Below are 23,921 nucleotides of genomic sequence, written 5' to 3' on the forward strand. Positions count from 1 at the left end.
AGATGATTATTTTTCCTGAAATAGTTTTGGCAATATCGCTTTATCTAACAATCCTGTTTCACCCAGCCAGCGCAGCGTATCGGTAAACGTTGCACGCGGTTCGCGCAATACAATGCCTAGCTGCTGCATTTCATCCGCATTTTTGACAGGCGGCCACTGCGTAGCGTAGCGCATGGTCTCGGCAGAAATTGGTGAAGTATCCGGTTTGAATAAGCGTTTGATATCCGTGATCTGACCAAACAAACGCAGCTTCCAGCCTGCTATTTCACTGCGCGGTAATTTTTTTCCGCTAATGTCGTCGAGCAAATCGGCAAATGTTTCCCACGCCATGTAATGACCGGCCGTGAGATAGCGCGCTGGCTGCCCATCATTTTTTTCTAACAGCGCCACCATAAAAGCTGCGAGATCGCGCACATCAATTTGTTGCGTGCCGCCGCTGGTAATGCGAAAACCTTGCGTCATGCGATACAGTAGTGACTGCAAGGTTGCCGAGCGCCCCGGATCATCAGGCCCAATAATGCCGCCGGGGTAGACTGTTTTTACGCCCTTGCCTTGTGCTTGCAGGCTGCGCACATAGGCTTCGGCTTGCGCCTTGCTCTGTCCATAAATATGTTTTGATTTTGCAATTGGCGCATCTGCATTCATGCGTGAGGAGTTTGTGTTAAAAATTGCGGTGATGCTGGACACATACACACAGTTTTGCGCGCCGAGATCGCAGGCGGCACCGAGCACATTTTTTACACCGTCCACATTGGTTGCCAACAATTCTTTTTCACTCGCCACTTGCATAGGCGTTACCGCTGCCGCATGCACTACCGCATTACAGCCTTGCAGTGCATCGCGCACCGCATTTTCATCCGTGATAGAACCTACAGTAATTCGATCAACCACCACGCCGTATTGCGCAAATAATCGCTGCGCTTTTTCTGCGCTGCGCACCAAGGCCACTACTTCATGTCCTTTGTGTTTTAGTGCGCGCACCGTGTGCAAGCCGACAAAACCGGTACTGCCTGTGACCAGCACGCGCATGATTTACTCCTCTATCTTTAATCTTCTACGCGAATCACACGATTCGGGCAACCGCGCGCAGCATTCGTTACTTTTGTGCGCAGCGATTCATCTGGCTCTTCCTGCAACACCACCACTTGCGGGTAGCCGCTCTCGGTATCGCGCACAGAAAATACCTCTGGGCATTCTTCCATGCACACGCTGTGGCCTTGGCACAAATCGAGATCAACTTTTACACGCATGGTAATCGCCTATTTTGTTTTTCTTTTATAGCGCACCGTCATCGGTGCCAAGGGTTTTACCGTCATGCCGCTGTGGTCATCCACATAAGAATCTTTGGAATGCGATAATTCAAAATCAAAATCCAGCAACAGCGTGGCGAAAATCGCCTTCAACTGCAAAATCGCAAAGGCATTGCCCGCACATTTGTGTCGCCCGCCACCAAACGCCATCCACGCAAACAAATGCTCCGGTTCTGGGCGATGCATGTCGAATTTTTCTGGCTCTGGAAACACTTCGGCAATTTTGTGCGCCACACCCGGCGACATCACCACGCGATAACCTTTCGGAATCACAAAATCTTTGTAGGCGAAATCCTGCTCCACCACGCGAATCAGCGTTGACAGCGGCGGATGCACGCGCAGCACTTCGCGAATAAAGGCTTCCATTTTTGGCATGCCGCGCATGGCGTGATGCGACACTTCGCCGCCCTCCGCAAATACTGCGGCCAATTCCTGCTTCACTTCCTCCATAAATTGTGGATTCCGTAAAAATTCGACCAATGTCCATGTTGCCGTGCCGGAACTGGTGTGGTGACCGGCAAACATCGTGGCGATTAACAAACCGGTAATTTCATGCGGCGACATGGTTGAGCCGTCGGTATAAGTCGCCGTCATAAAAGTATGTAACGCATCGGTGTATTCCTTGTCGGATGCGCGGCGCTTGGCGACAATTTCTTCCACCATTTCGCCCAAACGCGCACGCGCTTTATCGCGCGCGGCAAACTCCGGCAGCGGCAAATACGGATCAATAAACGCAATCGCAATGACCGCATGTTCTAAATCGCGGTACAGCGCGCTGAATTCATCGGTCATGTCGCGGCGAAACTCTACGCCGAGCAAACAACTGGTAGAGGTGTACAAAGTGAGGCGTACAAATTCGTCCACCATATCCAACTCGCCGCTTTCACCCCACTTATTCGTGAAGTCGCGCACTTCATCGGCAATCACTTGCGCGTAGGCTTTCATGTTTTGATAGCGCAACGCGTCCACTTGAATTTTTAATTGCTGCTTCAAGCGCTCCAGCGGCGTATCAAACAACACATCTTTGCCAAATACCGGCACCATGCCTTTGTAAGCGGCAGATTGCCCCAACACTTCATCCGGCGCGCGACACCAAGCTTCCTGCGCATCTGGCCCGCTCATCAACACATGCGGCTGCCCCATCAAATTGTATTCACCGACATCGCCGCATTCTTGCCGCACGCGCATCAAAAATTTGGGTTGATTAATTTGGTACTCGTCGTAGTGACCAGTTTCAGGTTTCGCACCACTGAGTCTTGGAATCGGTTTACTCATCGCGCATTCTCCAAAAAATTACGCTTCACCAACGCTTTTTTTCAAATACGCCAAACGCGCTTCCAACATTATTATCATCATTTTGTTGCGCTCTTGTCTGCGCTCCATTGCCAAATCACTCAACGCACCTTTGTCTGCGCATTGATCAATAAACTCCATGGTTTTGCCAAAATCGTAAAAATCGCGCTGCTCACACCATTGATGGTTGCCGCCGTATTTGAACCACGATGCACCAATTACGCGCATCGGTGAACCATCTGCATTTTTTAATGCCTTGCCACTGCCATCTTTGGGCGGCGTTTGCCACCACCAGCAAAATGCTTCGCCTTTTTTCTCGTCGATGACAATTTTCTCGTACGGATATGTCCAGCCCGCGTAAGGATCCATCGCGTCGCCCACGCAAGTGGCGCGAATGTTTTCACGACCGCGCGCTTCGTACAGGCCGCTGGGAATATCCCAAGCGTAGTAGCAATCTTCGGTGTAGCAATCCGCCAAGCAGCGCCAATCGCCCGTGGCTTCTGCCTTCTCATTGGCTTGCAGCCAGATGTCCATGGTTTTTTCCAATTCTGCGCGCGAATAAGTCATAGCTCTCTCCTGTGGAAGTAAAATTATAGTACGCGCTATAATTTTATTGTCAACGCAGCACACACCCGACAGGACTACGAGGAATGACCGATAAAGCCGTTTCACGCACCAGTGAAAAAACGCGCCAGACGGTGCTCGACGCCGCCATCCACTGCCTCGCCAGCGAGGGCTACCACCGCGCCACCAGCAACCGCATCGCGCGCCAAGCCGGTTTGAGTTGGGGGGTGATTCAGTACCATTTTGGCGATCGCGCCGGCATTTACCGCGCGGTGCTGGACAGCATCATCGCCGCCTACATCACCGAATTAGATCAACTGGCTCAGAGCGGCGCCGGAAAAAGCGTGCACGAGCGCCTGCAACTGCTGACTAAGCGCGCCTGGCAGTTGCTCAACCATCCCGCCTACCTCGCCACCATGGAGCTGCTGCTTAACCTCAACCGCGACCCCGAACTCGCGCTGAACACCAACCCTTATGTCAAACGCTGGTCGGCGCGCGTGGGCGCTTTATGGCAGAGCATTTTTCCCGAGTTTCCGATCGATCACGCCGGCAGCGCCGCGGCGCGGCAGATTTTCTTCGCTGCCATGCGCGGCTTTGTCGATAATCGTTTGATCGGTCAGTGGCCAAAACGCAAAGTGCCGGAAGGCGTGTTTAGCGCACTGGTAACTGCGTGTGAGAGTTTATTGACGCAGTAAGGCCGACTCAGCGCTGCGATACGCGCTGCACTTCCGCTTCTATCCACTGCTCGGCGCGCGTCATTAGAGTTTTGCTATCTGTGTTTTCTGCTGGCAGCGGCGCGCCGATCACCACGGTAATCAAGCCCGGATATTTGATAAATTGTTTACTCGGCCAACACTCACCGGCGTTGTGTGCCACCGGCAGCAGTGGCACGCCGGCTTTCAGCGCGAGATCGGCACCGCTGCGCGCATAGCGCCCCACTTTGCCCACGGCGGTGCGCGTACCTTCAGGGAAAATCAACACGCAAATACCTTCCGCCAAACGCGAACGCCCTGCTTCGATAATGTATTTCAACGCTTCGCGCTGCGCGCTGCGATTAATCGCAATGGGTTTCACCGTCGCCAAGCCCCAACCGAACAGCGGAATTTGCAACAACTCTTGTTTTAAAATTGTGCACACCGGCGCAAACGGCAATTGCAGAAAAAAAGTTTCCCATTCGCTTTGGTGTTTTGCCACGATCACATAAGGGCGCGCAGGAATATTTTCCAACCCTTCCACGCGATAGCGCACACCACAAGTGAGGCGCAGCCACACAATCACGCTGCGATTCCACACATTGATATAAAACACGCAAGCGCGATAGCCCAACCACCTTACGAACAGCGGCGTAGTGATACCAAAAAACAGCGTGAGCACGGCGTAACCGAGATAAAAAAATACCGAACGCGCCGCGCAGAGCACACGAAAAGCTGCACTTTTAGTATTCGTCATCGAGCCACTCCTGCACGATGTCGCGCGGAGTTTGCGCAATTAAATAGCTCGCCGCTTCGCTCAGATTGTCGAACACTTCTACGCCGTCAAATTCACCGCTGTCATCGTCGAGCATTTTCTTTTCTGTTTTTTCGCCTTTGCCCGTGCGCACCAACACCGGAATACAGCCGCGCGCCATACCCGCTTGTAAATCGCGCAAGCTATCGCCCACCACGAATGAACCGTCCAAATCACAGCCGAGTGTGTTGGCAATTTGATCGAACAGGCCTGACTGCGGTTTGCGGCAATCGCACAAATCTTCCGGCTTGTGCGGACACCAAGCTATCGTCGCAATATCGCCGCCCGCTTCCTGCACCAATCCCAATAAATGCTCGTGCATGGCACCCAGCGCGTCTTCTGTAATCAAACCGCGACCGATGCCGGATTGATTGGTCGCAATCGCCACCGTAAAACCGTGCTCACACAGGCGCGCTATTGCGTCGATGCTGCCGTCTATCGGAATCCACTCATCCAGTGTTTTGACAAAGGCATCGGAATCTTCGTTGATTACGCCATCGCGATCGAGTATCACCAGTTTCATTTTTTATCCGGCACCAACTGAGAAATATCGGCCACTTGTAAAAACAGTGCGCGCAATTGTGCGAGCAGAGCCAAGCGATTATTGCGCAGCGCCGCATCATCCGCCATCACCATCACGCCATCAAAAAATGCATCCACTGGCTCGCGCAAACTCGCCAAGGCGGACAGCGTGCCGCTGTAATCGCGCTGCGCAAACAGGGGGGCGACTTGCTGCTGTTTTTCTGCCAACGCAGCGGCCAAAGTTTTTTCCGCAGCTTCTTGCAACAACGCAGTATCAACCGTAGAAGACACAGCTACATCGGCTGCAGACTTATTGAGAATATTCGATACACGCTTGTTCGCCGCCGCCAAACTCGCCGCTTCCGGCAACTGGGTGAAGTGATGCACGGCCAGTACGCGCTGCTGAATATCCAGCGGCACAGATAATTGTTTCGCGGCTACTGCATTAAAAGTTTCGGCACTGATCTTGTCATCGAGACAAAGAGCGCGCATACGCTCAATGATGTAATCCAGCACTTGATTTTGCACATCGGCATTTTTTAGCGACACAGAAAAGTTGCTGTGCGCAGCGGCAATCACATCGCGCAAATCAATATTTAAGCCGCGCTGCAACAGAATTTGCAACACGCCGATACTGGCGCGGCGCAGCGCAAACGGGTCTTTCGAGCCGGAGGGAATTTGTCCGATGCCAAAAATACCCACCAAGGTATCCAAGCGATCAGCCAGCGCCAGCGCGCAGCCTGTCAGTGTTTGCGGCACGGCATCACCGGCAAACTTGGGCAGATACTGCTCTTGCATAGCGGCCGCCACTTCGGCGGGTTCGCCATCGTGCTGCGCGTAATAACTACCGGCGATGCCTTGCATGGTGTCGAACTCTTGCACCATGTTGGACACCAAATCGCATTTGCTCAATGCACCGGCGCGCTGCGCCCACACCTCATTGCCGCCAATTTTTTCCGCAATATAGGCGGCGAGTTTGGCAACGCGCTCGCTTTTATCAAACAGCGTGCCCAGTTCCGCCTGAAACACGATCGTTTTTAGTTTTTCGCGGCGACCTGCCAGCGGTGTTTTCAAATCGGTATTAAAAAAGAAAGCGGCATCAGATAAGCGCGGGCGTATCACACGCTCGTTGCCGTCTATCACTTTTTCTGGCGCCGTGCTTTCAATATTCGACACCGTAATGAAGTGCGGCAGCAATTTTCCATTCGCATCCACCACATGAAAATATTTTTGGTGTTCGCTCATGGAGGAGATCAGCGCCTCTTGCGGCACTTGCAAAAAACGCTGCTCGAATTTCCCAGCTAGCGCCACAGGCCATTCCACTAAAGCGGTGACTTCATCGAGCAAGTCGCGCTCAATCACCGCTTTGCCACCCAAAGATTCAGCCAGTTTTTCGACTTGCGCAACAATCTTGTCGCGCCGTACTTTGAAACAGGGTTCAACAAAATGGTTGCGCAGCACGGCGGAATAGTCAGATGGTTTAGCAAGTGTCAATTCACCTGCCGCGTGAAAGCGATGACCGCGCGTATTGCGCCCCGCTTTTTGCTCTAGGATTTCACAATCAACTACTTCACTGCCGTACAACATCACCAGCCAATGCACAGGCCGCACAAACTCTGCGCGGCGCGCACCCCAGCGCATGCGTTTCGGTATCGGCAATTCTTGCAGCGCTTTTTCTACCAGCGCCGGCAGCAATTCCACCGCACTGCGACCTTTTTCTGTGGCGCGAAATACCAAGCGTTCGCCTTTCTCAGAAGGCGCGCGCTCTAATTGTTCTAGCGTCACGCCATTGCTTTTGGCAAAACCCTGTGCAGCGGGTGAAGGCGTGCCATCCGCAGCAAATGCCTGCGCTACAAACGGCCCTTGCTTTTCCACCGCGCGGTCAGCTTGTGCAGCCACTAAATCTGAGAGCAGCACCGCCAAACGGCGCGGGCTGGCATAAATGCGCGCCTCTGCTCGGTTATGCGCTAAACCAGCGGCATCTAACTCGCGATACAGCGTGCTGGAAAAACTTTTCAACAAATGTTTCAACGCTTTGGGTGGCAATTCTTCCGTGCCAATTTCAACCAAAAAATCATTTACAGGAGGATGATTGGACATTACTGCTCTCCTGTTTTTTGCTGGCTGGCAACGCGCGCCAACACTTCGTCGCGCAAGGCACTGGGTGCCAAAGGAAATTGCAGCGCCAAACGCGCATCAAAATACGCCTGCGCGACTGCCCTTGCGAGCGTGCGCACACGCAAAATATAACGCTGCCTTTCTGTCACCGAAATCGCATGGCGCGCATCCAATAAATTAAACGCATGCGAGGCTTTCATAACCATTTCATACGCCGGTAATGGCAGTTTTTCCGCCATCAAGCGCTGCGACTCTGCTTCGTACACATCAAAACACTGAAACAGAAAATCCACATTGGCCTGTTCAAAATTGAAGTGCGACATTTCCACTTCATTTTGATGAAACACATCACCGTAAGTGACCGGCTTGCCCTGCGGATCTATCGTCCACACCAAATCAAAAATGGAATCCACGCCTTGCAGATACATCGCAATGCGTTCCAAGCCGTAAGTGATTTCGCCAGTCACAGGGAAACATTCCAAACCGCCCACTTGTTGAAAATAAGTGAACTGCGTGACTTCCATGCCGTTCAACCACACTTCCCAGCCAAGCCCCCACGCGCCCAGCGTAGGTGATTCCCAGTTGTCCTCCACAAAGCGCACATCGTGCACTGTGGTATCGATGCCCAACATATTTAAGGAGTCGAGATACAGCTGTTGGATATTGTCCGGCGACGGCTTTAACACCACTTGAAATTGATAATAGTGCTGAAGGCGATTCGGGTTTTCGCCGTAGCGGCCATCCGCTGGACGGCGGCAGGGCTGCACATACGCGGCATTCCATGTTTCCGGGCCGATGGCGCGCAAAAAAGTGGCAGGATGAAAAGTGCCAGCGCCCACCTCCATGTCCAGTGGCTGCAGCACGACACAGCCACAGCTGGCCCAGTATTGTTGCAGGGCGAGAATCAGCCCTTGGAAGGTGGAGACATCTGGTTTCGCGGTGCTCACAACAACGGTATCCAATACAGTTTTTCAGGTGCTGCATTATATACAGGCATAAAAAAAGCCGCCTGCGAGGGCGGCTCTTTTACAACGGCGGAGCGATTAGATCGCTTGTACGTTGCTGGCCTGTGGGCCTTTTTGACCTTGAGTCACTTCAAAGCTAACGCGCTGACCTTCAGCGAGTGTTTTGAAGCCTGAGCCTTGGATGGCGCTGAAATGTACGAATACATCTTTGCCATTGTCTTGCTCGATAAAGCCGAAGCCTTTGCTTTCGTTGAACCATTTGACCTTGCCAGTAGCTTGGTTAGACATTTTCTTAACTCCCGGGTGTAACCCAGATAAATGGAAATTGCCCGCAGAGCGGACGGTTTATCTGAAAATCCAGCACTTACTCGGGAAGAACCAAGCGGTACTACTTAAAGGGCCATCGGTATTTCTGGTGGTAACTAGTTTTCAGTGGCTCCAGTGTATGCAGTTGACTTTAGATGTAAAGCCTTTTTTACGCACCAAACTGGCTCAACTGGGCTGCTCACCACCCAGTTCGGAGCCGACGCGGTAGATGTCATCCAACTGTTCTTTTCCCGTGATGCACACATTCAAGTCTTTCAGCCAACCGTTGCGCAGGGAGTAAATCCAGCCGTGCACCGCCAATTCCTGTCCACGATCCCAAGCATCCTGCACGATAGTGGTGGAGCACACATTATTCACCTGCTCCACCACATTCAATTCACACAGCAAATTCACGCGCTGCTCTTCATCGGCAATCGCTTCCAATTTTTCATGATGTTGACGATAAATATCTTTGATATTGCGCAGCCAGTTATCAATCAAACCGTATTTTTGATTGCTCATCGCCGCACGCACGCCGCCGCAACCGTAATGCCCCACCACCATCACATGTTTAACCTTGAGCACTTCCACTGCGTATTGCAAAACAGATAAGCAATTCAAATCCGTGTGCACCACCACATTGGCAACATTGCGATGCACAAACACTTCCCCAGGCATCAAACCGACAATTTCATTAGCCGGCACGCGCGAATCGGAACAGCCTATCCACAAATATTCTGGTGACTGTTGCTCTGACAGCTCACGAAAAAAATCGGGGTGGATTTTTTTAATCGACTCTGCCCACTGGCGGTTATTTTCAAACAGATTTGGCAACAGTTTCACGAGTTCATTCTCCTAGCACATGCAGCACTTGTGCAATTTTTTCTTCACGCAGCGCGGCGCTGTTGGCGCGCACCGTGATATGCCCTAATTTTCTCGCTGGTTTTTCTGTTTTGGCGTAATAATGCACATGCACTTGTGGCAGTTTCAGCAGTGATGGCAAATCAGGGTGTACGCCCACAATATTCACCATCGCCGGAAAACCAACGCATGCGGTACTCCCCAAAGGCAAACCCGCCACGGCGCGCAAATGGTTTTCAAACTGGGAAGTTTCTGAGCCTTCAATCGTCCAATGACCGGAGTTGTGTACGCGCGGTGCAAACTCATTCGCCACCAACTCGCCGTTGACATCAAACAACTCCAAACACAACACGCCGACATAATCTAAAGCATCGAGCAGACGCTTCACTATCACCTCGGCAGGCTTTTGCAACTCATCATCTAGCAAAGCGCGCGAAGTAAACAAAATGCCATCACGATGCACATTTTCTGACAGCGGATAAAAAACAGCTTCGCCATCACGCCCGCGTGCAGCGATGATGGACACTTCGCGCTGAAACGGCACGAAACCTTCCAAAATTAACGCACTGCCACCCAAAGCTTTCCACGCTGTCGCAACATCTTCTTCACTGCGCAATACAAACTGCCCTTTGCCGTCGTAACCAAAGCGGCGCGTTTTCAAAATCGCGGGCAAGCCAAGTTGTGTGACTGCAGCGCGCAAATCTTGCTCAGAATCCACCGCCGCATACGGCGCGGTGCGTATACCTAAATCAGCAAGATATTGTTTTTCAATCAAGCGATCTTGGCTAACTTCCAAGGCGCGCAGTGGCGGATATACCGGCACCTGTGCCGCCAATTTTTTCAAGGCGGCGCTGGGTACATTTTCAAATTCATATGTACAGACATCGACGGTGTTAACAAACTGCGCCAACGCCGTTTCATCGTCGTACGGCGCACACACATGTTCGCCGACGATATTTGCACAAGCACTGCGCTCTGGCTCCCAGAACACCGGCTCCAAAGCCAAGGGCAAGCCAGCCACACCCAACATGCGGCCAAGCTGACCGCCGCCCAACACACCTATTTTCATGCGGGGTTCCGTGGATCTGGATGGCTCAACACTTTGTCGGTTTGCTGTTGGCGGTAGCGCTCGTAAGCAGCGCGATATTCAGGATAGTGATTGCCCAACATGGCGCAGGCGAGTAGCGCAGCGTTCACTGCACCGGCTTTGCCGATGGCCATGGTGCCGACTGGCACGCCCGCCGGCATTTGCACGATAGACAGCAGTGAGTCCACACCATTCAGCGTTTTGGATTGCACCGGCACGCCCAGCACCGGCAGCGCGGTTTTTGAGGCGGCCATACCGGGCAGATGCGCGGCACCGCCCGCACCGGCAATGATGACAGCCAAACCGCGCTCGGCGGCTGAAGCGGCGTAGCTGAATAATTTGTCTGGCGTGCGATGCGCCGACACCACTTCCACTTCGTGGGGAATGCCTAGCTCTTTGAGCGTTTCTGCCGTGTGTTGCAGCGTATCCCAGTCGCTACTGGAACCCATGATGACACCGACAAGAGGAGTATTCGCGTTCATCGCCTATGACCGTGGCTGGAAGGCGGCACAGTTTACCGCAAGGTCAGACTCTCGTAACCTTCAACGAGAGCCGCACCGTACAAGGAGTTTCGATGAGCCAGCCCAACAACACGCCAACCGAACCTGAGCGCGAAATCATACAAAGCGTTCGCGCTATCGAGCAGCAGTTACAAAAAATCAGCAGCCACCCGCTCATCGTCAAACCGCCCACCACGGCGCGCGAATTGTTGCTGCAATTTCTCAAAGGTGCCGCATTTGGCTTGGGCAGCGTGGCTGGCGCAGGGATTGTGTTGTCGTTGATTATCTATCTGTTGTCACAAATTCAGTTTGTGCCAATTTTGGGTGATTTCATCAAAGATATATTGACGCAGATACAACCGCCGACACACTGAAACTCAAAGCACTATCTGTCGAACGCCTTAAACCGCTTTTTAAAAATCAATAGCAGAAACTCCCAAAACGCTTTGGGATTGCGATAGGCGCGAATTTGCGAAGTACTGCGATTGAAATAATTCACAGGGATTTCCAGTACCCGCAAGCGTGTATCCAAACAGGCAATCATCATTTCAACAGAAAATGCGGGGCCCTTGGCATTGAGGTCAGGTGCAATAGCATCCCATGTGCTGCGCCAAAACGCGCGCAAGGTACAGCCAGTATCTGTAAAGCGTGCTTCGCGATCCCACCACAACATTTCCACCAACTTTCCCAATGCAGTATGTGCGATACGCACTGCGCCGCGCATAGTAGAACCTTGTTCGATCAATTGGCGCGTGGTGCGCGTACCTATCACCATATCGGCGTCGCGCAGATAGGCAAACAGCTTGGCGACATCGCGCGCGGAAAATGAATAGTCCGCTTCAGTTAGCACCACGATGTCTGCTTGAATCCTTTGCAAAGCGTATCGCAATTTTTCGCCGTACAGCACACAACCCGCCGGACAAACAATCAACTGCGCACCGGCATCACTAGCGCGCCGCTGGATGACGCTACTGTCTGGCAACACCACAAAAATCTCATCAAACAACGCCGTTTCACGATAACGCTCTAGGGTGAAGGCGATACTTTCTTCATCACCCTCTGCATAAATCAACAGTGCCTTCCTGTTGTTTGCAAAATGCAGATCGCGATCGTGATAGCGCGCCAAGGCCAGCGAATCACGGTCGTTGATGTTGACATAGGTACCAGCAAGTTGAAAAAAACGCCCGCGCTCACCCGCCTGCAACAAATCATTGAGTAGACTGACAAAATCAATCGCCGCCTTATGTCGCTCGAATGCCAGCTCAATAAAAGCAAAAATTTTCGGCGAGCAAAGAAAAGTGCCGCTGCCCATAATATCGTTAACAATAGTATTGGGCTTTTCTATCAACGACTGCAAATAACCATCTTTTTCTGTGATGGCATAATTTCTCTTAATTAAATTTTCATCATCCACTTTAAGCCCTACACAAATAAACAGCGCATCCTACCACGGCACACGCAATAGTCCCGCATGATTAGAGCTTAGGTAACTTTCATCGCACAGCATCACACAAAAGTAAGTGCTGATATATTTTTTTGCCAGTAACACTGACCACGCCCAACCTTTCTCCAGCGCATCGTTGACAACATAGTGCAGACGCACGCGCAGCCTCTCGCCATCACCCAACTGTCGCTGAATTTGTTCGCCGAGATGGCCGATTACAATCACAATATCCGTGATCGCCAAATCATCACGCATGATGGTAATGATCCGTTCAATATTGGGCACACCGTTGATATTTAACAAGGCTTTGTGTTGGTTCTCTGTATAGGGAACCGCGCGCGATCCCTTGCCTGCAGCAGGAATCAAGCCCCATAAAACTTGCTGCACTTCACTCATGACGACTATCCCTGCATGAACTGGATTTTGGCAGCCACAAACGATAACGCAGCAACCAGAAAAAATATTTTGCTGTTTCTGTGATATGTGACATTTTGGATGCGCCATGTTGCCTAGGCGAAAATACGATGGGGATTTCCGCAATTTTGATACCGCACTGCGCCAATGCAACCGCCAATTCCAACACTTGCTCAAAACCTTCGCGCTGTAATACCACATCGCGTAAACATTCTCGCCGCAGGGCTTTACAACCCGTATACAGATCAGAGACACGCTGTTGGAACAAAAAATTATAGAGCGAGGAAATAATTGTATTGCCAATCCATTTCAACAGCGGCATACCCGCTGTTGCAAAGGTTTTTTCGAGCAGACGACTAGCATAAACAACAGGCTGCTGTTGCAACGCTTGCAACAATTCTGGAATACATTCCGGCGGATATTCGCAGTCCGCATCAATGATGATTACACGATCGCACTGTGCTGCCTGCAAACCACTGCGCAGGGAAGCGCCATAGCCAAAATTACTCTCGTGTTTGATCAGTAAAACTTCTGGCAGCGCTGCAAGATATTCCACGCTACCATCGGTGGATGCATTGTCGACAAAAATTAAATTGAGATTTTTGAAGATCGGCAATGTTTGCAAACGCCGCAATAACAGCGGAAGATTTTCACGCTCGTTATACACAGGAATGATGACATCCGCTGTTTTCATTTCGTCACATTACTCCACATCTGGCACGCGCAACGACTGCATACCAGAACGCAAGCGATACAAATGACCTTGCAAGAGCGAACCTTTGCGCTGCGCCACACCCACAGCCAACACATCGATCACTGCCAAGTGCGCAATGCGCGATGATAGCGGCGTATAAATTTCAAACTCTTCATCAACATCAATACACAAAGGAATCGTTGCCGCCTCTGCCACCGGGGTACCCGATGGCGCCATGCCGATTACGATGCCGCCCACATCTTTCACCAATTCGATGACATCCAACAACGAACGCGTGCGGCCGCTTTGTGAAATTGCCACCACCACATCACCTTTTTGCAAAGACAGCGCAGACATGGTTTGGATATGCGTATCCGCATACGCTGCTGACGCCAATTGCAAGCGAAAAAAACGGTGTTGTGCATCCGCTGCCACCGCCGCTGATGCGCCGTGACCATAAAACTCAACCCGATTTGCTTGTGTTAAAGCCGCAATCGCTTTGTGTAAATGCGTAGCATTCAAACCGTCACGCACTTTCAGCAAAGTATCAATCGTCGCATCAAAAATTTTGCGGCTAAAATCTGCCACAGAGTCAGAATCCGTAACTGCCACACGGCCAAAACCCTGACTGACAGCCAACTCTTGTGCCAATGCCAATTTGAATTCCTGAAAACCGTCACAGCCAACCGCGCGACAAAAACGCACCACAGTTGGCTCACTCACATCCGCTCGCGCTGCCAAGTCGACAATACGCATATTGATTACCGCACTCAAATGCGCCAACACATAATCCGCCACTTTCCCTTCGGATTTTCGCATTTGTTTGCTGTTGTTGCGAATGCGTTCAGTTAATGCAATAGATTTCATACATTACTCACTTTTCAAAACACGCTCAAAGCGCTGCGCGCTCCCATACTGTCAGAAAACAGCGATTTTCATTACATTGGTCTATCACCTTGTGATAGCGCTGTTTTAGTAAACCATCCATCTCATAAAATTGATATGGGATTCCTAAAAATGTTGCAGGCGGCGCCGAATGCGTATCCACAATAAAACGAGGGGGAGCAGACTGCAGATCGCGAATAAAATCTTCTCGCATTTGCTGCACCACCGGCTGATCAGCGTTCACTAACAACTGCCTATAGGTGAGATACCGTGTTGCTGGCAGTGCTTGTGCTAACAACAGTGCGCGCGGCGCAAACCCTCCTTCATCAATGATCTGCACTGTATCTTCTTCATGCAAATGCGATATTAGATATGCAGCTAAATCCTCCTCAGGGTAGCGCTGCGGCTTGAAACCCTGCTCTCGCCACATGGTTAGTGTTTGCTGAATAGTCTCCCCATTTGGTGGTGGTAGCTTTCCTGAAAAAAGCCAAACAAACCACACACAGGAAATTGCCGTGAATACATTTGATACAGCACTATTATTTCTTGATGGTAGGAACAATAAACTACCGCACATCAATGCAAAATAACGATACGGCATCCAGTGGTAGTTCCAGTATTTGTTAGCAAAAACTGGATACAGCAAAAACAGAAAGCATAAGGCCAATAAAGCCACCACCAATTGGCGTTGCGGTGTGCGCGGCTGCGTCTGAGAAAAGCCACGCCACACACCAGTCAACACCAACAAAATCCATGCGAAAAAATTTTCCAGTAAATGTCCCGCTACATTAACCAGTTGCCAATATATCCCGCCACTGATCTGGCGTTTTCCACCCAAATCAGCGGGAATATATTGATAAACCCAAGCAGCCATTGACTCTATCATTCTCATGTACATCCATGTGGCACTGCGTATACCTTCATCACCCATATACACAGGTAAGTATTTCGACAGCATCTGCCAAAATGGCTCAAGCCCTCCTGTGCTATACAACCACAAAAAAACAAACGCACTACAGACGCACGCTCCAACAATGCCGACAAAAACAACTGCGATATTGTTACGGACAACTTGCGCACGCATAGATCCATCTGACCGCAACAACATCAGAGCCATCACCGGCGCAGCAATCAATACATGCGGCTTCATCCAGACAGCTGTTGCCATAAAAAAACCAACAGCTGCACTACGCCAATACAAAGAAATCTCTTTCTGCATCGTTAGCAATAATGAGAGGGCTACGGGCATTACACCAACATAATCGCGCTGCAATGTCATGGCTGAACCTTGCGCAAAATACAACGCAAAAAAAGCCGTCGCCCCCACCCATGCTACGCGTCTAGAAAAGACTTTAAGTATGTGCCAAGTAACAAACAACAATCCTGATAACCACAACCAATCAAATACATGGAAGGCGATATCGCCATACCCTAAGAAGCGGCCGATAAACTGATGAAAAATAAATGTACCTGGGAACGCCGTTTCAAATATATCTTGATACGGGATGTAGTTTTTTTGGTCAATTAGCCACGCAATGTAATGTAGAAGACTGACTTCTTCGCGCATGGGTGTCAGCCAGATAAAGCAGGCTCTGTATATCCCCGCTAACGCCAACCACAGTACGACACCCACAAAAAACAATTGCGGCAAAATGCATCTCATACGAGAAGCCGCATCACCCTGCATTCAGTTCTGCCACTAATTTCTGATGCAACCCACCAAAACCGCCATTGCTCATAATTAAAATATGCGTATTGCCCGTGCTGGTAGACAATTCCCTCACCAACTGATCAATATCATTGACCACGCGCGCTGACACACGACATTGCGCTGCGACATCCGTCAACGCCCAATCCACATTCGCTGGTTGATAAAAAATCACTTCGTCAGCCTCTACCAAGGCGGGAGCAATTTGTTCGCGAAACACACCCATGCGCATGGTGTTCGAGCGCGGCTCCAGCACCGCAATCAGTTTTTCGCCGCCGATGCGTTTGCGCAATCCACTCACGGTAGTGGCTATCGCGGTGGGATGATGCGCAAAATCGTCATAGACGCGCACGCCATTCACATCGCACAACAATTCCAAGCGTCTTTTCACACCAGAAAAAGCACTCAGGGCAGCACAAGCAATATCTGGCGCAACACCGACATGGCGCGCTGCTGCTATTGCCGCTAGTGCGTTGTTAACATTGTGATCACCGCTGTGCGCCCACCGCACTTCACCAGCTTTCTCTGCCTCAAACTGCACAGAAAAATGCGAGCCGTCTGCTGTAATTTTTTGCGCAGCCCATGCGCCATCAGCGCCTATCTTTTGTGTAGGCGTCCAACAACCCATCGCCAACACTTCATCCAGCGCCGCGCAATCGGCGGGCGAAATCACTAAACCGTTTTGCGGAATCGTACGCACCAAATGGTGAAATTGTTTTTGTATCGCGGCGAGATCGTCAAAAATATCCGCGTGATCAAATTCCAAATTGTTCAGAATTGCGGTGCGCGGGCGGTAATGCACAAACTTGCTGCGTTTGTCAAAAAAAGCGCAGTCGTATTCATCCGCTTCGATCACAAAAAAATCGCTACCGCCCAAACGCGCCGACACTGGAAAACATTGCGGCACACCGCCGATCAGAAATCCAGGCGCCATGCCTGCGTAATCCAGTATCCACGCCAGCATGCTCGAAGTGGTGGTCTTGCCGTGCGTGCCGGCCACCGCCAACACCCAGCGCCCCTGCAGCACATGCTCACACAGCCACTGCGGGCCGGAGGTGTAGGGCAGTCCGGCATCCAGCAGGTATTCCACCGCAGGGTTGCCGCGGCTCATGGCGTTGCCGACAATCACCAAATCCGGTGCCGGTTGTAGCTGTGCCGGATCGTAACCCTCGGTGATCACAATGCCCTGCTGCTGCAGCTGCGTGCTCATCGGTGGATAGACATTGGCATCCGAACCGGTGACGGTGTGGCCCAACTCGCGCGCCAGCATCGCGAGACTCCCCATGAAGGTGCCGCAAATACCTAAAAAATGAAGATGCATTACAAGATTCCCTTGGAAGATGGGACGATTCTAGCAGCTCGTCACCGCAAAACAGGAAGCTACTGACGCTGCGCATGCGAGTGGTTACACTGCTGCATCTTTTAATACCTTGCGTTCGTATAAAGGGAGAAGCATTTTGTCCACGCAAACACGATTCAGGTTCTTGCTGCTTGCCACTGCTGTACTAGGTTTGCTTACTGGCAATGTGCTTTTTAGTAAAACACCGCCACCCAAACCGATTGAACGCCCCAATTTTTTATTGGTGATTACTGACGATCAGTCTTGGAAACACACATCCTTTGCTGGCTATCCCGCCGTTAAAACACCCAACTTTGATCGCCTCGCCAGCGAAGGTGTCTATTTTCGCAACGCCTATACCAGCGCGCCTACCTGCACGGCATCGCGCTCCGCTATTTTGACGGGGCAACATTTCTGGCGCTTGGGTTCTGCCGGTCAGCTGTGGGGAGAGTTCCCCAACTCACTCACCACCTATCAGCAGATTTTAGAAAAAAATGGTTACAAAATTGGTTACACCGGCAAAGGCTGGGGACCAGGCAAAGCTTTATTGGGCAACCCCGCTGGCCCTGCCTACAACCAGATCAAAAGTAACGCCCCTCCTGAATACACGCAGTTTGATATGTTGGCTAATTTCCAACAATTTCTGGATGAGAAAAAACCCAATCAACCTTTTTCATTCTGGGTTTCACCTACCGAACCGCATCGTGCATTTCAAACCAATATTGGTGTAACGAGTGGCGCTATTGATGCCAACAAAATTATCGTGCCGCCTTTTTTGCCCGATGTTCCTACGGTGCGCAATGATATCGCCGACTATCTGTACGAAATTCAATATTTTGATAAACAACTGGGCGATATTTTGCAGCTACTGGAAGCGCGCGGCGAATTGGACAACACAGTCATTGTCTACACATCTGACAATGGCATGGCGTTTCCACGCGCCAAAAGCACCAACTACGAATATGGAACCCACCTACCCTTTGCTGTGCGCTGGGGCAACGCGATTAGCGAACACCGTGATATTACTGACTTTATCAGCCTGACAGATATTGCACCAACATTTCTGGAACTGGCAGGCATCACACCACCTGCCGCCATGACAGGGCACAGCTTTCGCCAACAATTATTTGCCGAACAATCTGGACGCATCGACAAAAACCGCGACAGTGTTTTTTCCGGCTTTGAGCGCCACATCGGCGGCGCACGCTTAGAAAATCGCGGCTACCCTCGCGCGCTATTCATGCCGACAAATATCTTTATATCGCAAACTTGGCACCAGACCGCTGGCCTGCAGGTCGCCCGCCCAATCTCGCGGATATTGATGACGGCTCGCCAAGTAAAATGACGATTGCCGACCGAGAACATTTTGAAAAGTTTTGGAAGTTAGCCGCCGACAAACGCCCAGCAGAAGAACTGTACGCCATCGACCGCGATCCTTATCAACTCAAAAATCTTGCAAACAATCCTGAATTTGATGCCATAAAAGCCTCGTTAAAGCAGCGCTTGCTACAAGAAATGCAGCAGACTGGCGACCCGTGGGCAACAGGAAAAGGCGCCGACTTTGACGACTACACTTATCACGGCAAGGACACCGAATGAACACGCCTAAAGCGCTCACCACTACGCAACGCTGCCTCACACTGATTGCGTGTTTGTTTCTGTTTATGGGTATTGGTCGCATATTCAGCCTAGTCACCCACAGCCCCGTACTCGGCTACGCCAACAACTACGACATGATTCGCCTGCAAGCCTGCCATCAAATTTGGCCGGCAGATAGGTTCGTCAATATCACCACCGGCACGCCTACCGCACCGTTACGCCGCTACACGCTAGAAAAACATGTCGATACGCCCTGCTTCCCCAGCTCTGAACTATTGTTCACCACTATCGGCATTGAATTAGGAAAATTAAAAAACAAAGTGACCGGCGAGGAATTGATTTCAATAAAAACGATTGGCGCAGTCAAAGCGCTCTTTCTTGTGATAACTATTTTATTGGCGAGCCTTTTTTTCTATCGCCGTGCGATGTATTCCGCACTACTAGCCAATGCACTGGTCTCGCTGCTGGTGTTATCTGATCCAGGTGTCACGCTGTATATGAACACCTTCTACACTGAATTTTCTGCGGTGTATTTTTTATACCTTACCTTGATAGGTGTGGTGGTGTTGGCAAAAAACCATTGGCGATTGATATCTTCTTGGGTATTGCTAATCGGCTTGGTGGGCTTAAGCTTTTCCAAACCACAACACGCGCCACTCGCCTTCTGTATTGCAACACTGCTTTCAATTTACATCGTCACTAAAAAACAATGGGGAACAGTACCAGCAATGCTGTTCTGTGCAGCTCTGCCGTTTATTTTGCAACTTGGAGGATGGTATGTGCCGCGCAATGAATCCATGATCCGCGCCGACAACATCAACCTCGCGGGATCCATGCTGGGCATTTCCCACGCCCCAGAAAAAGTATTGGCGGATCTAGGGTTGCCTGCATCTTGTAACGTACTAGCAGGGCGCAATGGCTATGATGCAGTCCTACAAAAAACGCACGCCTGCCCTGAAGTAGACACATTAAACACTTCAACGGCAGCGTATGCTCTAATCAAGCACCCTGCACTGCTGGCACGCATGGCATCCAACGCCTTGTTACAGCAAAAAAACTGGGTGTTTGATATGTACGGGCAAGTGGAGCGCGGCCGCAACGAGCCTGCGAGCCACTACCAACGCACGATCAATAGCCCTCTACAACAACTACCCAACAGCGCACTAGTCTCACTGCCACTCGTTATAACTCTAGCCGCTTTTGCACTACTAGTTATCAATCACCATCGAAGCGGCACATTCAGCGAAAAATGCCTTTATTTATTATTGCTGGTTACCGTGCAGGCAGTCATTCTTGTTTGCGTTGTTCTGCAAGGCGGCGCGGTTGGCGCGGGAAAAAGTTTGCACCTGTATTTTGCAGTTTCTCTTGCCACACTGCTTTTTCTATCAACAACACTCAAAACAAAAGATTAACCAACAACCTGCGGCAACCCAATTGGCTTACGCCAGAAAAAGCCCGCCAAGCCCGCTAAGGCAATAGTCCAAATAATCACCATCAAACCAATAGCAAAGCGTTGCTCAGGAATGATGGCAACACATTCCGCTAACACAACAGTAAATAACGAAATAATCGCTATGCCAGTTCTACTTTTTACCCACAACGCCCTCTGTTGGTATATCGCGATAAAAAACAGCAACAGCGCCAAAACATTGAGCATTAATAATGGCTGACGCCATACTCTTATACTTTCCGGACTGATTTTAACAGCACCGTCATACGCCGTTGCCACATTGCCTTTTTCTAATTGCGCTCCCCAAACGTAAAGCGCATCGCCTTCCTCCGTGCCAAAAGAGATGGGATCATCCAAGGAGGACAATCGGCCGATACCTACATCGTATAGCCCTGCCTTGCGCGTCTCACCGGTAATTGAATAGCGCACGGGAAAAGCCGCCAGAGTGAATTGGCGTCTTGCAGCAATAGTGCTATCACTATGCGAACCAAACAACAGGTTAATGGTCTTGGGTTTCGGTGACCACAGCCACACGCTAAACGTAAACGCTGTCTCTGCTGGCAACTCTACCCACTGCACCGTATCACCAGTGCCTCCAACTGCAGGAGCGACTACAGTCAATCGGTCCGCTGTCTTCTGTCCACTCGGTGCAGCAGCAACGTCTTTTTCCCATCTAAGATTTTGAGAGAACCATTCTGCATTAATATCACCAATATTCTCTGCATTTTGTCTAACCAAGTAATTCTTGGCATCAGAAAAAATATAGTTTTCGATTTCATACGTGCCAAAATAAAAACGCAATCGCTCAATAACAACACACGCTACGCTTTTGTAATCTTGTTGGGCGAGCCCATTCAGTATGCCGACGCTAGCCTCACAGTGCTGCGGAGACCAAAAATGGCCATTGCGAGGCATCACAGTATCAAATCCAGTGAACGGGGCATTGAGATGCGTTTGCGTCCAAGAACTCTGCATATCCTGCTGCAGATAACCAATAGTGCCATACGCACGATACATCACTGAAAATTGTATTCCTATTGGCAACAAGGCAGCTAAAACCAAGAGCTCCTTCCACTGCCTATTACTTCCAGCAACCCAAAGCAGCAAGTAGACGAAAACACAAGCCAACGCAGGATAAAGATAGAAAGCCCTCAACCATGCTGCAGAACCGAGAAAAATACCTGCAAAAAAAATCTGCGCCGCCTTAACAATGGGTTTACCTCCATGAATACTAGATAGTACTAGGCAACCAACGCCCAACAATAACATTGCTGTAGCAGGGGGGTCGGATAATGAATTAAAAATAGTCGGGCGCAGAAAAAATGCATGGGCAGCAAGGCTAATAAAAAGCAATAGTGAAAAAACTACTTTATTTACAAATACCCCTCCCCAAACAGAGAGAATTCTTTTCAATACAAATGCCCAAAACAATGCGCCAAGCAAAGCCGTTATGCAATTCACCACCACAATATTTTCTGGCGCCAAACCTAAACGCTCTGGAATACTAAACCACAAATAATCCCCAATAGGGCGCAAATCGCCGTAGCACGCAGTAATATCCTTCGCGCACTCAGAGCCGTACTGCATATAACTACCTGCATCACAGCATTGCGGCGAAATATCAAACAGTGTTTTCATAGAATCACCAGTGCTTTATCCAAGCAGTTACCATGGCTACTGTGGTGCATATTTTTTACAAGTTTCCGTCACATCCAATGGCGGCTGACAAATCACCATCAACTGATTTGGATTGTATTCACGGAATTTGATCACAATGATGCCGTTGATAACATCCACCGAACCTTCATATGGCCACGCGGGCATCGCTTGCGCTTTCTCAATCACAGACAATCTTTCTTCACGCGTGGCGGCGCGGTAGCGCGAAACTCCCATGGTTCTAAACAAACGCTCAACACGCTCTACATCACCCGCTGCCCATTTATAAAATGACGCGCCGATGACTTCGCGCTGTGTAAAGATTGATGTTTCTGGGTATTCAATCCAACCCACAATCTCCATGGGGTACACCTCATGAGGATTACTCACTGGAGCAATTTTTGGCAGTACGGCTCCGATGCGATCCTGAATTTTTACTGACAACTCACGATCCGCCTGCCATACCATGTAGTTTGAAAAAGCATACCGATTGTTAGCCACGCAGAAGTTATATAGGCACGCAATCGCCAAAACAGCCGTGATGGACTGCACGATCTTACTGCGACTACCCATCGCAAAAAACACCAAACCCGCCAGCACTTGCGGCACACCCATCACAGTGCGCGGCGGCATATAGCCGCTATTCAATAAGTGCATCACCATGGGCGCTATCAATACCGCCAGCAACAGCAATACCGCTACTACTCGCACCCAACCGCTAGCGGGCGCACACGCAATGCGAAACAGGGTAACTGCCAAAGCGAACGCAAACAGCAAGCGCAGGCTGAGGAGATTATAAAGGTAATAGTCTTTGCCGCCCATGTAATAATTCACGGCAATCGGCCATGTTTTTTTCATGGTTTGCCAAAAATAATCTGTCGTCAGTTGATAAGACATGAAGTTAGACATGTAGCCAGAGTCGAAGGTGATCTCCATGTAATGCAGCAGCAATTTACTGATCGTCGTATACAGGGCGTACGCTAGCAATAGCGAAACGACAAACAGCGCCATGTGCTTCAACACATGTGCAAATGTAAAATCTGGACGCTCGATAACATACGACACAACATACAAACCAAATAACACAGCGATCATTGGCAGTACCGCTTGATACACTGCAATACCAAAACAAAAACACAGTGCAGCCACCATGGCCGTCAACCATTTACCGCGCGACAAGCAATAAATACCCAAACCTGTGACGGCAAAAGCCACACCGACGCCGTATCCGAGTGTAGTGAAATAAAAAGCGAAATAAATAACTGGGCAAGCAATTGCAATCGGCGCGGCAATATAATCAGCTGCACTGCGCACAGGCGATAAGGTGTGTACAAGAAAAGCTGCGCCGATAACCGCTCCCACAACCGCAATCAGTATCGGCACCCAAGGCATCACCACATCTGGCAACAACAGCAGGCTGAGTACATACATACCCCAGCGCCCCTGTGCCACCCAACCGCCTTGAGCACCAAAATAGTACGCGTGATTTTCAGAGTCGATATTTAATGAAAAACTAAAAATATCGACACCAAAAGCCAACACGCCGACTACCAACAAGTAGATCAGCAGCGCTCTATTCTTATTCAATACTTGCTGTAGCTTTTCCAAGCCAATGACTCGCCACCAATCTTGATCGAGTTGACGCATGGTTGTGCGTAAATCAGACATGTCTTAGCTCCATTCTTTTTTCTGGCACAGCC

General features: G+C 50.3%; 25 protein-coding genes. 5 read left to right on the top strand and 20 right to left on the bottom strand.

Annotated features, from left to right (window positions below; translation table 11 throughout):
* Positions 1-6: 6 nt before the first annotated feature.
* The 4 genes from IPK30_03910 to IPK30_03925 are packed head-to-tail and all read right to left on the bottom strand — an operon-like array spanning position 7 to position 3,170.
* Positions 7-1,029, bottom strand: a complete 1,023-nt coding sequence (locus IPK30_03910) for an NAD-dependent epimerase/dehydratase family protein (protein ID MBK8102437.1) — start codon at positions 1,027-1,029, stop codon at positions 7-9.
* A 17-nt stretch (positions 1,030-1,046) separates the two neighbouring features.
* Complete coding sequence (locus IPK30_03915) at positions 1,047-1,250, bottom strand: ferredoxin (GenBank protein MBK8102438.1); 204 nt, start codon at positions 1,248-1,250, stop codon at positions 1,047-1,049.
* 9 nt (positions 1,251-1,259) lie between these two features.
* Positions 1,260-2,585, bottom strand: coding sequence for a cytochrome P450 (locus tag IPK30_03920; protein ID MBK8102439.1), 1,326 nt, complete (start codon positions 2,583-2,585; stop codon positions 1,260-1,262).
* An 18-nt stretch (positions 2,586-2,603) separates the two neighbouring features.
* A complete protein-coding gene (locus IPK30_03925) occupies positions 2,604-3,170 on the bottom strand; it encodes a nuclear transport factor 2 family protein (protein MBK8102440.1) in 567 nt (188 codons plus the stop codon).
* Positions 3,171-3,253: 83 nt separating this feature from the next.
* On the opposite strand from IPK30_03925, the gene IPK30_03930 reads away from it, so the two are divergent.
* Positions 3,254-3,862: a TetR/AcrR family transcriptional regulator gene (locus tag IPK30_03930; GenBank protein MBK8102441.1), complete on the top strand. Its 609-nt coding sequence runs from the start codon at positions 3,254-3,256 to the stop codon at positions 3,860-3,862.
* A gap of 7 nt (positions 3,863-3,869) precedes the next feature.
* Here the strand turns inward: IPK30_03930 and IPK30_03935 are convergent, their stop codons facing one another.
* The 8 genes from IPK30_03935 to purE form a co-directional block, all read right to left on the bottom strand.
* Positions 3,870-4,616, bottom strand: coding sequence for a 1-acyl-sn-glycerol-3-phosphate acyltransferase (locus IPK30_03935; protein MBK8102442.1), 747 nt, complete (start codon positions 4,614-4,616; stop codon positions 3,870-3,872).
* Positions 4,603-5,196: a D-glycero-beta-D-manno-heptose 1,7-bisphosphate 7-phosphatase gene (gene gmhB, locus IPK30_03940; GenBank protein MBK8102443.1), complete on the bottom strand. Its 594-nt coding sequence runs from the start codon at positions 5,194-5,196 to the stop codon at positions 4,603-4,605. Before gmhB ends, IPK30_03935 begins: the two co-directional genes overlap by 14 nt.
* The gene (locus IPK30_03945; protein MBK8102444.1) at positions 5,193-7,295 is read right to left on the bottom strand and encodes a glycine--tRNA ligase subunit beta; all 2,103 of its coding nucleotides are present in this window, start codon (positions 7,293-7,295) and stop codon (positions 5,193-5,195) included. Before IPK30_03945 ends, gmhB begins: the two co-directional genes overlap by 4 nt.
* On the bottom strand, positions 7,295-8,260 hold the full coding sequence (gene glyQ / locus IPK30_03950) for a glycine--tRNA ligase subunit alpha (protein ID MBK8102445.1): 966 nt from the start codon (positions 8,258-8,260) through the stop codon (positions 7,295-7,297). The genes IPK30_03945 and glyQ overlap by 1 nt, the downstream gene beginning before the upstream one ends.
* Before the next feature lie 96 nt (positions 8,261-8,356).
* A complete protein-coding gene (locus IPK30_03955) occupies positions 8,357-8,566 on the bottom strand; it encodes a cold-shock protein (GenBank protein ID MBK8102446.1) in 210 nt (69 codons plus the stop codon).
* Between the two features lie 204 nt (positions 8,567-8,770).
* Positions 8,771-9,427 carry a carbonate dehydratase gene (gene can / locus IPK30_03960; GenBank protein MBK8102447.1) on the bottom strand — a complete coding sequence of 219 codons (657 nt, stop codon included), beginning with the start codon at positions 9,425-9,427 and terminating at the stop codon, positions 8,771-8,773.
* Between the two features lie 4 nt (positions 9,428-9,431).
* Positions 9,432-10,514 carry a 5-(carboxyamino)imidazole ribonucleotide synthase gene (locus IPK30_03965; protein MBK8102448.1) on the bottom strand — a complete coding sequence of 361 codons (1,083 nt, stop codon included), beginning with the start codon at positions 10,512-10,514 and terminating at the stop codon, positions 9,432-9,434.
* Positions 10,511-11,014, bottom strand: coding sequence for a 5-(carboxyamino)imidazole ribonucleotide mutase (purE, locus tag IPK30_03970; GenBank protein MBK8102449.1), 504 nt, complete (start codon positions 11,012-11,014; stop codon positions 10,511-10,513). The genes IPK30_03965 and purE overlap by 4 nt, the downstream gene beginning before the upstream one ends.
* Positions 11,015-11,106: 92 nt before the next feature.
* Here purE and IPK30_03975 point away from each other — a divergent pair, with 92 nt between their 5' ends.
* On the top strand, positions 11,107-11,406 hold the full coding sequence (locus IPK30_03975; protein MBK8102450.1) for a hypothetical protein: 300 nt from the start codon (positions 11,107-11,109) through the stop codon (positions 11,404-11,406).
* Between the two features lie 11 nt (positions 11,407-11,417).
* Here the strand turns inward: IPK30_03975 and IPK30_03980 are convergent, their stop codons facing one another.
* The 6 genes from IPK30_03980 to mpl are packed head-to-tail and all read right to left on the bottom strand — an operon-like array spanning position 11,418 to position 17,498.
* Complete coding sequence (locus tag IPK30_03980) at positions 11,418-12,446, bottom strand: hypothetical protein (GenBank protein ID MBK8102451.1); 1,029 nt, start codon at positions 12,444-12,446, stop codon at positions 11,418-11,420.
* 30 nt (positions 12,447-12,476) lie between these two features.
* Positions 12,477-12,872, bottom strand: coding sequence for an NTP transferase domain-containing protein (locus IPK30_03985; GenBank protein ID MBK8102452.1), 396 nt, complete (start codon positions 12,870-12,872; stop codon positions 12,477-12,479).
* A complete protein-coding gene (locus IPK30_03990) occupies positions 12,865-13,584 on the bottom strand; it encodes a glycosyltransferase family 2 protein (protein ID MBK8102453.1) in 720 nt (239 codons plus the stop codon). Before IPK30_03990 ends, IPK30_03985 begins: the two co-directional genes overlap by 8 nt.
* Before the next feature lie 9 nt (positions 13,585-13,593).
* Entirely contained in the window at positions 13,594-14,451 is an 858-nt protein-coding gene (locus IPK30_03995; GenBank protein MBK8102454.1) for an SIS domain-containing protein, read from the bottom strand.
* A gap of 25 nt (positions 14,452-14,476) precedes the next feature.
* The gene (locus IPK30_04000) at positions 14,477-16,132 is read right to left on the bottom strand and encodes a hypothetical protein (protein ID MBK8102455.1); all 1,656 of its coding nucleotides are present in this window, start codon (positions 16,130-16,132) and stop codon (positions 14,477-14,479) included.
* A 13-nt stretch (positions 16,133-16,145) separates the two neighbouring features.
* Entirely contained in the window at positions 16,146-17,498 is a 1,353-nt protein-coding gene (mpl, locus tag IPK30_04005; GenBank protein MBK8102456.1) for a UDP-N-acetylmuramate:L-alanyl-gamma-D-glutamyl-meso-diaminopimelate ligase, read from the bottom strand.
* 136 nt (positions 17,499-17,634) lie between these two features.
* On the opposite strand from mpl, the gene IPK30_04010 reads away from it, so the two are divergent.
* The 3 genes from IPK30_04010 to IPK30_04020 are packed head-to-tail and all read left to right on the top strand — an operon-like array spanning position 17,635 to position 20,527.
* On the top strand, positions 17,635-18,861 hold the full coding sequence (locus IPK30_04010; protein ID MBK8102457.1) for a sulfatase: 1,227 nt from the start codon (positions 17,635-17,637) through the stop codon (positions 18,859-18,861).
* Positions 18,858-19,115, top strand: coding sequence for a hypothetical protein (locus tag IPK30_04015; GenBank protein ID MBK8102458.1), 258 nt, complete (start codon positions 18,858-18,860; stop codon positions 19,113-19,115). Before IPK30_04010 ends, IPK30_04015 begins: the two co-directional genes overlap by 4 nt.
* Entirely contained in the window at positions 19,112-20,527 is a 1,416-nt protein-coding gene (locus tag IPK30_04020; GenBank protein MBK8102459.1) for a hypothetical protein, read from the top strand. Before IPK30_04015 ends, IPK30_04020 begins: the two co-directional genes overlap by 4 nt.
* Here the strand turns inward: IPK30_04020 and IPK30_04025 are convergent.
* Both IPK30_04025 and IPK30_04030 read right to left on the bottom strand, forming a co-directional pair.
* Positions 20,524-22,203: a hypothetical protein gene (locus IPK30_04025; GenBank protein ID MBK8102460.1), complete on the bottom strand. Its 1,680-nt coding sequence runs from the start codon at positions 22,201-22,203 to the stop codon at positions 20,524-20,526. The two genes, IPK30_04020 and IPK30_04025, sit on opposite strands and share 4 nt — an antisense overlap.
* Positions 22,204-22,239: 36 nt before the next feature.
* On the bottom strand, positions 22,240-23,889 hold the full coding sequence (locus tag IPK30_04030) for a glucosyltransferase domain-containing protein (protein MBK8102461.1): 1,650 nt from the start codon (positions 23,887-23,889) through the stop codon (positions 22,240-22,242).
* Between the last annotated feature and the right edge of the window lie 32 nt (positions 23,890-23,921).

This window comes from Cellvibrionales bacterium, from assembly GCA_016713115.1.
Taxonomy (GTDB): domain Bacteria; phylum Pseudomonadota; class Gammaproteobacteria; order Pseudomonadales; family UBA7239; genus UBA7239.

What these genes read in the sequence shown, in the direction of transcription:
- IPK30_03910 (MBK8102437.1), bottom strand. Translation starts at nt 1,029, where the DNA reads ATGCGCGTGCTGGTCACAGGCAGTACCGGTTTTGTCGGCTTGCACACG.
- IPK30_03915 (MBK8102438.1), bottom strand. Translation starts at nt 1,250, where the DNA reads ATGCGTGTAAAAGTTGATCTCGATTTGTGCCAAGGCCACAGCGTGTGC.
- IPK30_03920 (MBK8102439.1), bottom strand. Translation starts at nt 2,585, where the DNA reads ATGAGTAAACCGATTCCAAGACTCAGTGGTGCGAAACCTGAAACTGGT.
- IPK30_03925 (MBK8102440.1), bottom strand. Translation starts at nt 3,170, where the DNA reads ATGACTTATTCGCGCGCAGAATTGGAAAAAACCATGGACATCTGGCTG.
- IPK30_03930 (MBK8102441.1), top strand. Translation starts at nt 3,254, where the DNA reads ATGACCGATAAAGCCGTTTCACGCACCAGTGAAAAAACGCGCCAGACG.
- IPK30_03935 (MBK8102442.1), bottom strand. Translation starts at nt 4,616, where the DNA reads ATGACGAATACTAAAAGTGCAGCTTTTCGTGTGCTCTGCGCGGCGCGT.
- gmhB (MBK8102443.1), bottom strand. Translation starts at nt 5,196, where the DNA reads ATGAAACTGGTGATACTCGATCGCGATGGCGTAATCAACGAAGATTCC.
- IPK30_03945 (MBK8102444.1), bottom strand. Translation starts at nt 7,295, where the DNA reads ATGTCCAATCATCCTCCTGTAAATGATTTTTTGGTTGAAATTGGCACG.
- IPK30_03955 (MBK8102446.1), bottom strand. Translation starts at nt 8,566, where the DNA reads ATGTCTAACCAAGCTACTGGCAAGGTCAAATGGTTCAACGAAAGCAAA.
- IPK30_03965 (MBK8102448.1), bottom strand. Translation starts at nt 10,514, where the DNA reads ATGAAAATAGGTGTGTTGGGCGGCGGTCAGCTTGGCCGCATGTTGGGT.
- purE (MBK8102449.1), bottom strand. Translation starts at nt 11,014, where the DNA reads ATGAACGCGAATACTCCTCTTGTCGGTGTCATCATGGGTTCCAGTAGC.
- IPK30_03975 (MBK8102450.1), top strand. Translation starts at nt 11,107, where the DNA reads ATGAGCCAGCCCAACAACACGCCAACCGAACCTGAGCGCGAAATCATA.
- IPK30_03985 (MBK8102452.1), bottom strand. Translation starts at nt 12,872, where the DNA reads ATGAGTGAAGTGCAGCAAGTTTTATGGGGCTTGATTCCTGCTGCAGGC.
- IPK30_03990 (MBK8102453.1), bottom strand. Translation starts at nt 13,584, where the DNA reads ATGAAAACAGCGGATGTCATCATTCCTGTGTATAACGAGCGTGAAAAT.
- IPK30_03995 (MBK8102454.1), bottom strand. Translation starts at nt 14,451, where the DNA reads ATGAAATCTATTGCATTAACTGAACGCATTCGCAACAACAGCAAACAA.
- IPK30_04000 (MBK8102455.1), bottom strand. Translation starts at nt 16,132, where the DNA reads ATGAGATGCATTTTGCCGCAATTGTTTTTTGTGGGTGTCGTACTGTGG.
- mpl (MBK8102456.1), bottom strand. Translation starts at nt 17,498, where the DNA reads ATGCATCTTCATTTTTTAGGTATTTGCGGCACCTTCATGGGGAGTCTC.
- IPK30_04015 (MBK8102458.1), top strand. Translation starts at nt 18,858, where the DNA reads ATGACGATTGCCGACCGAGAACATTTTGAAAAGTTTTGGAAGTTAGCC.
- IPK30_04020 (MBK8102459.1), top strand. Translation starts at nt 19,112, where the DNA reads ATGAACACGCCTAAAGCGCTCACCACTACGCAACGCTGCCTCACACTG.
- IPK30_04025 (MBK8102460.1), bottom strand. Translation starts at nt 22,203, where the DNA reads ATGAAAACACTGTTTGATATTTCGCCGCAATGCTGTGATGCAGGTAGT.
- IPK30_04030 (MBK8102461.1), bottom strand. Translation starts at nt 23,889, where the DNA reads ATGTCTGATTTACGCACAACCATGCGTCAACTCGATCAAGATTGGTGG.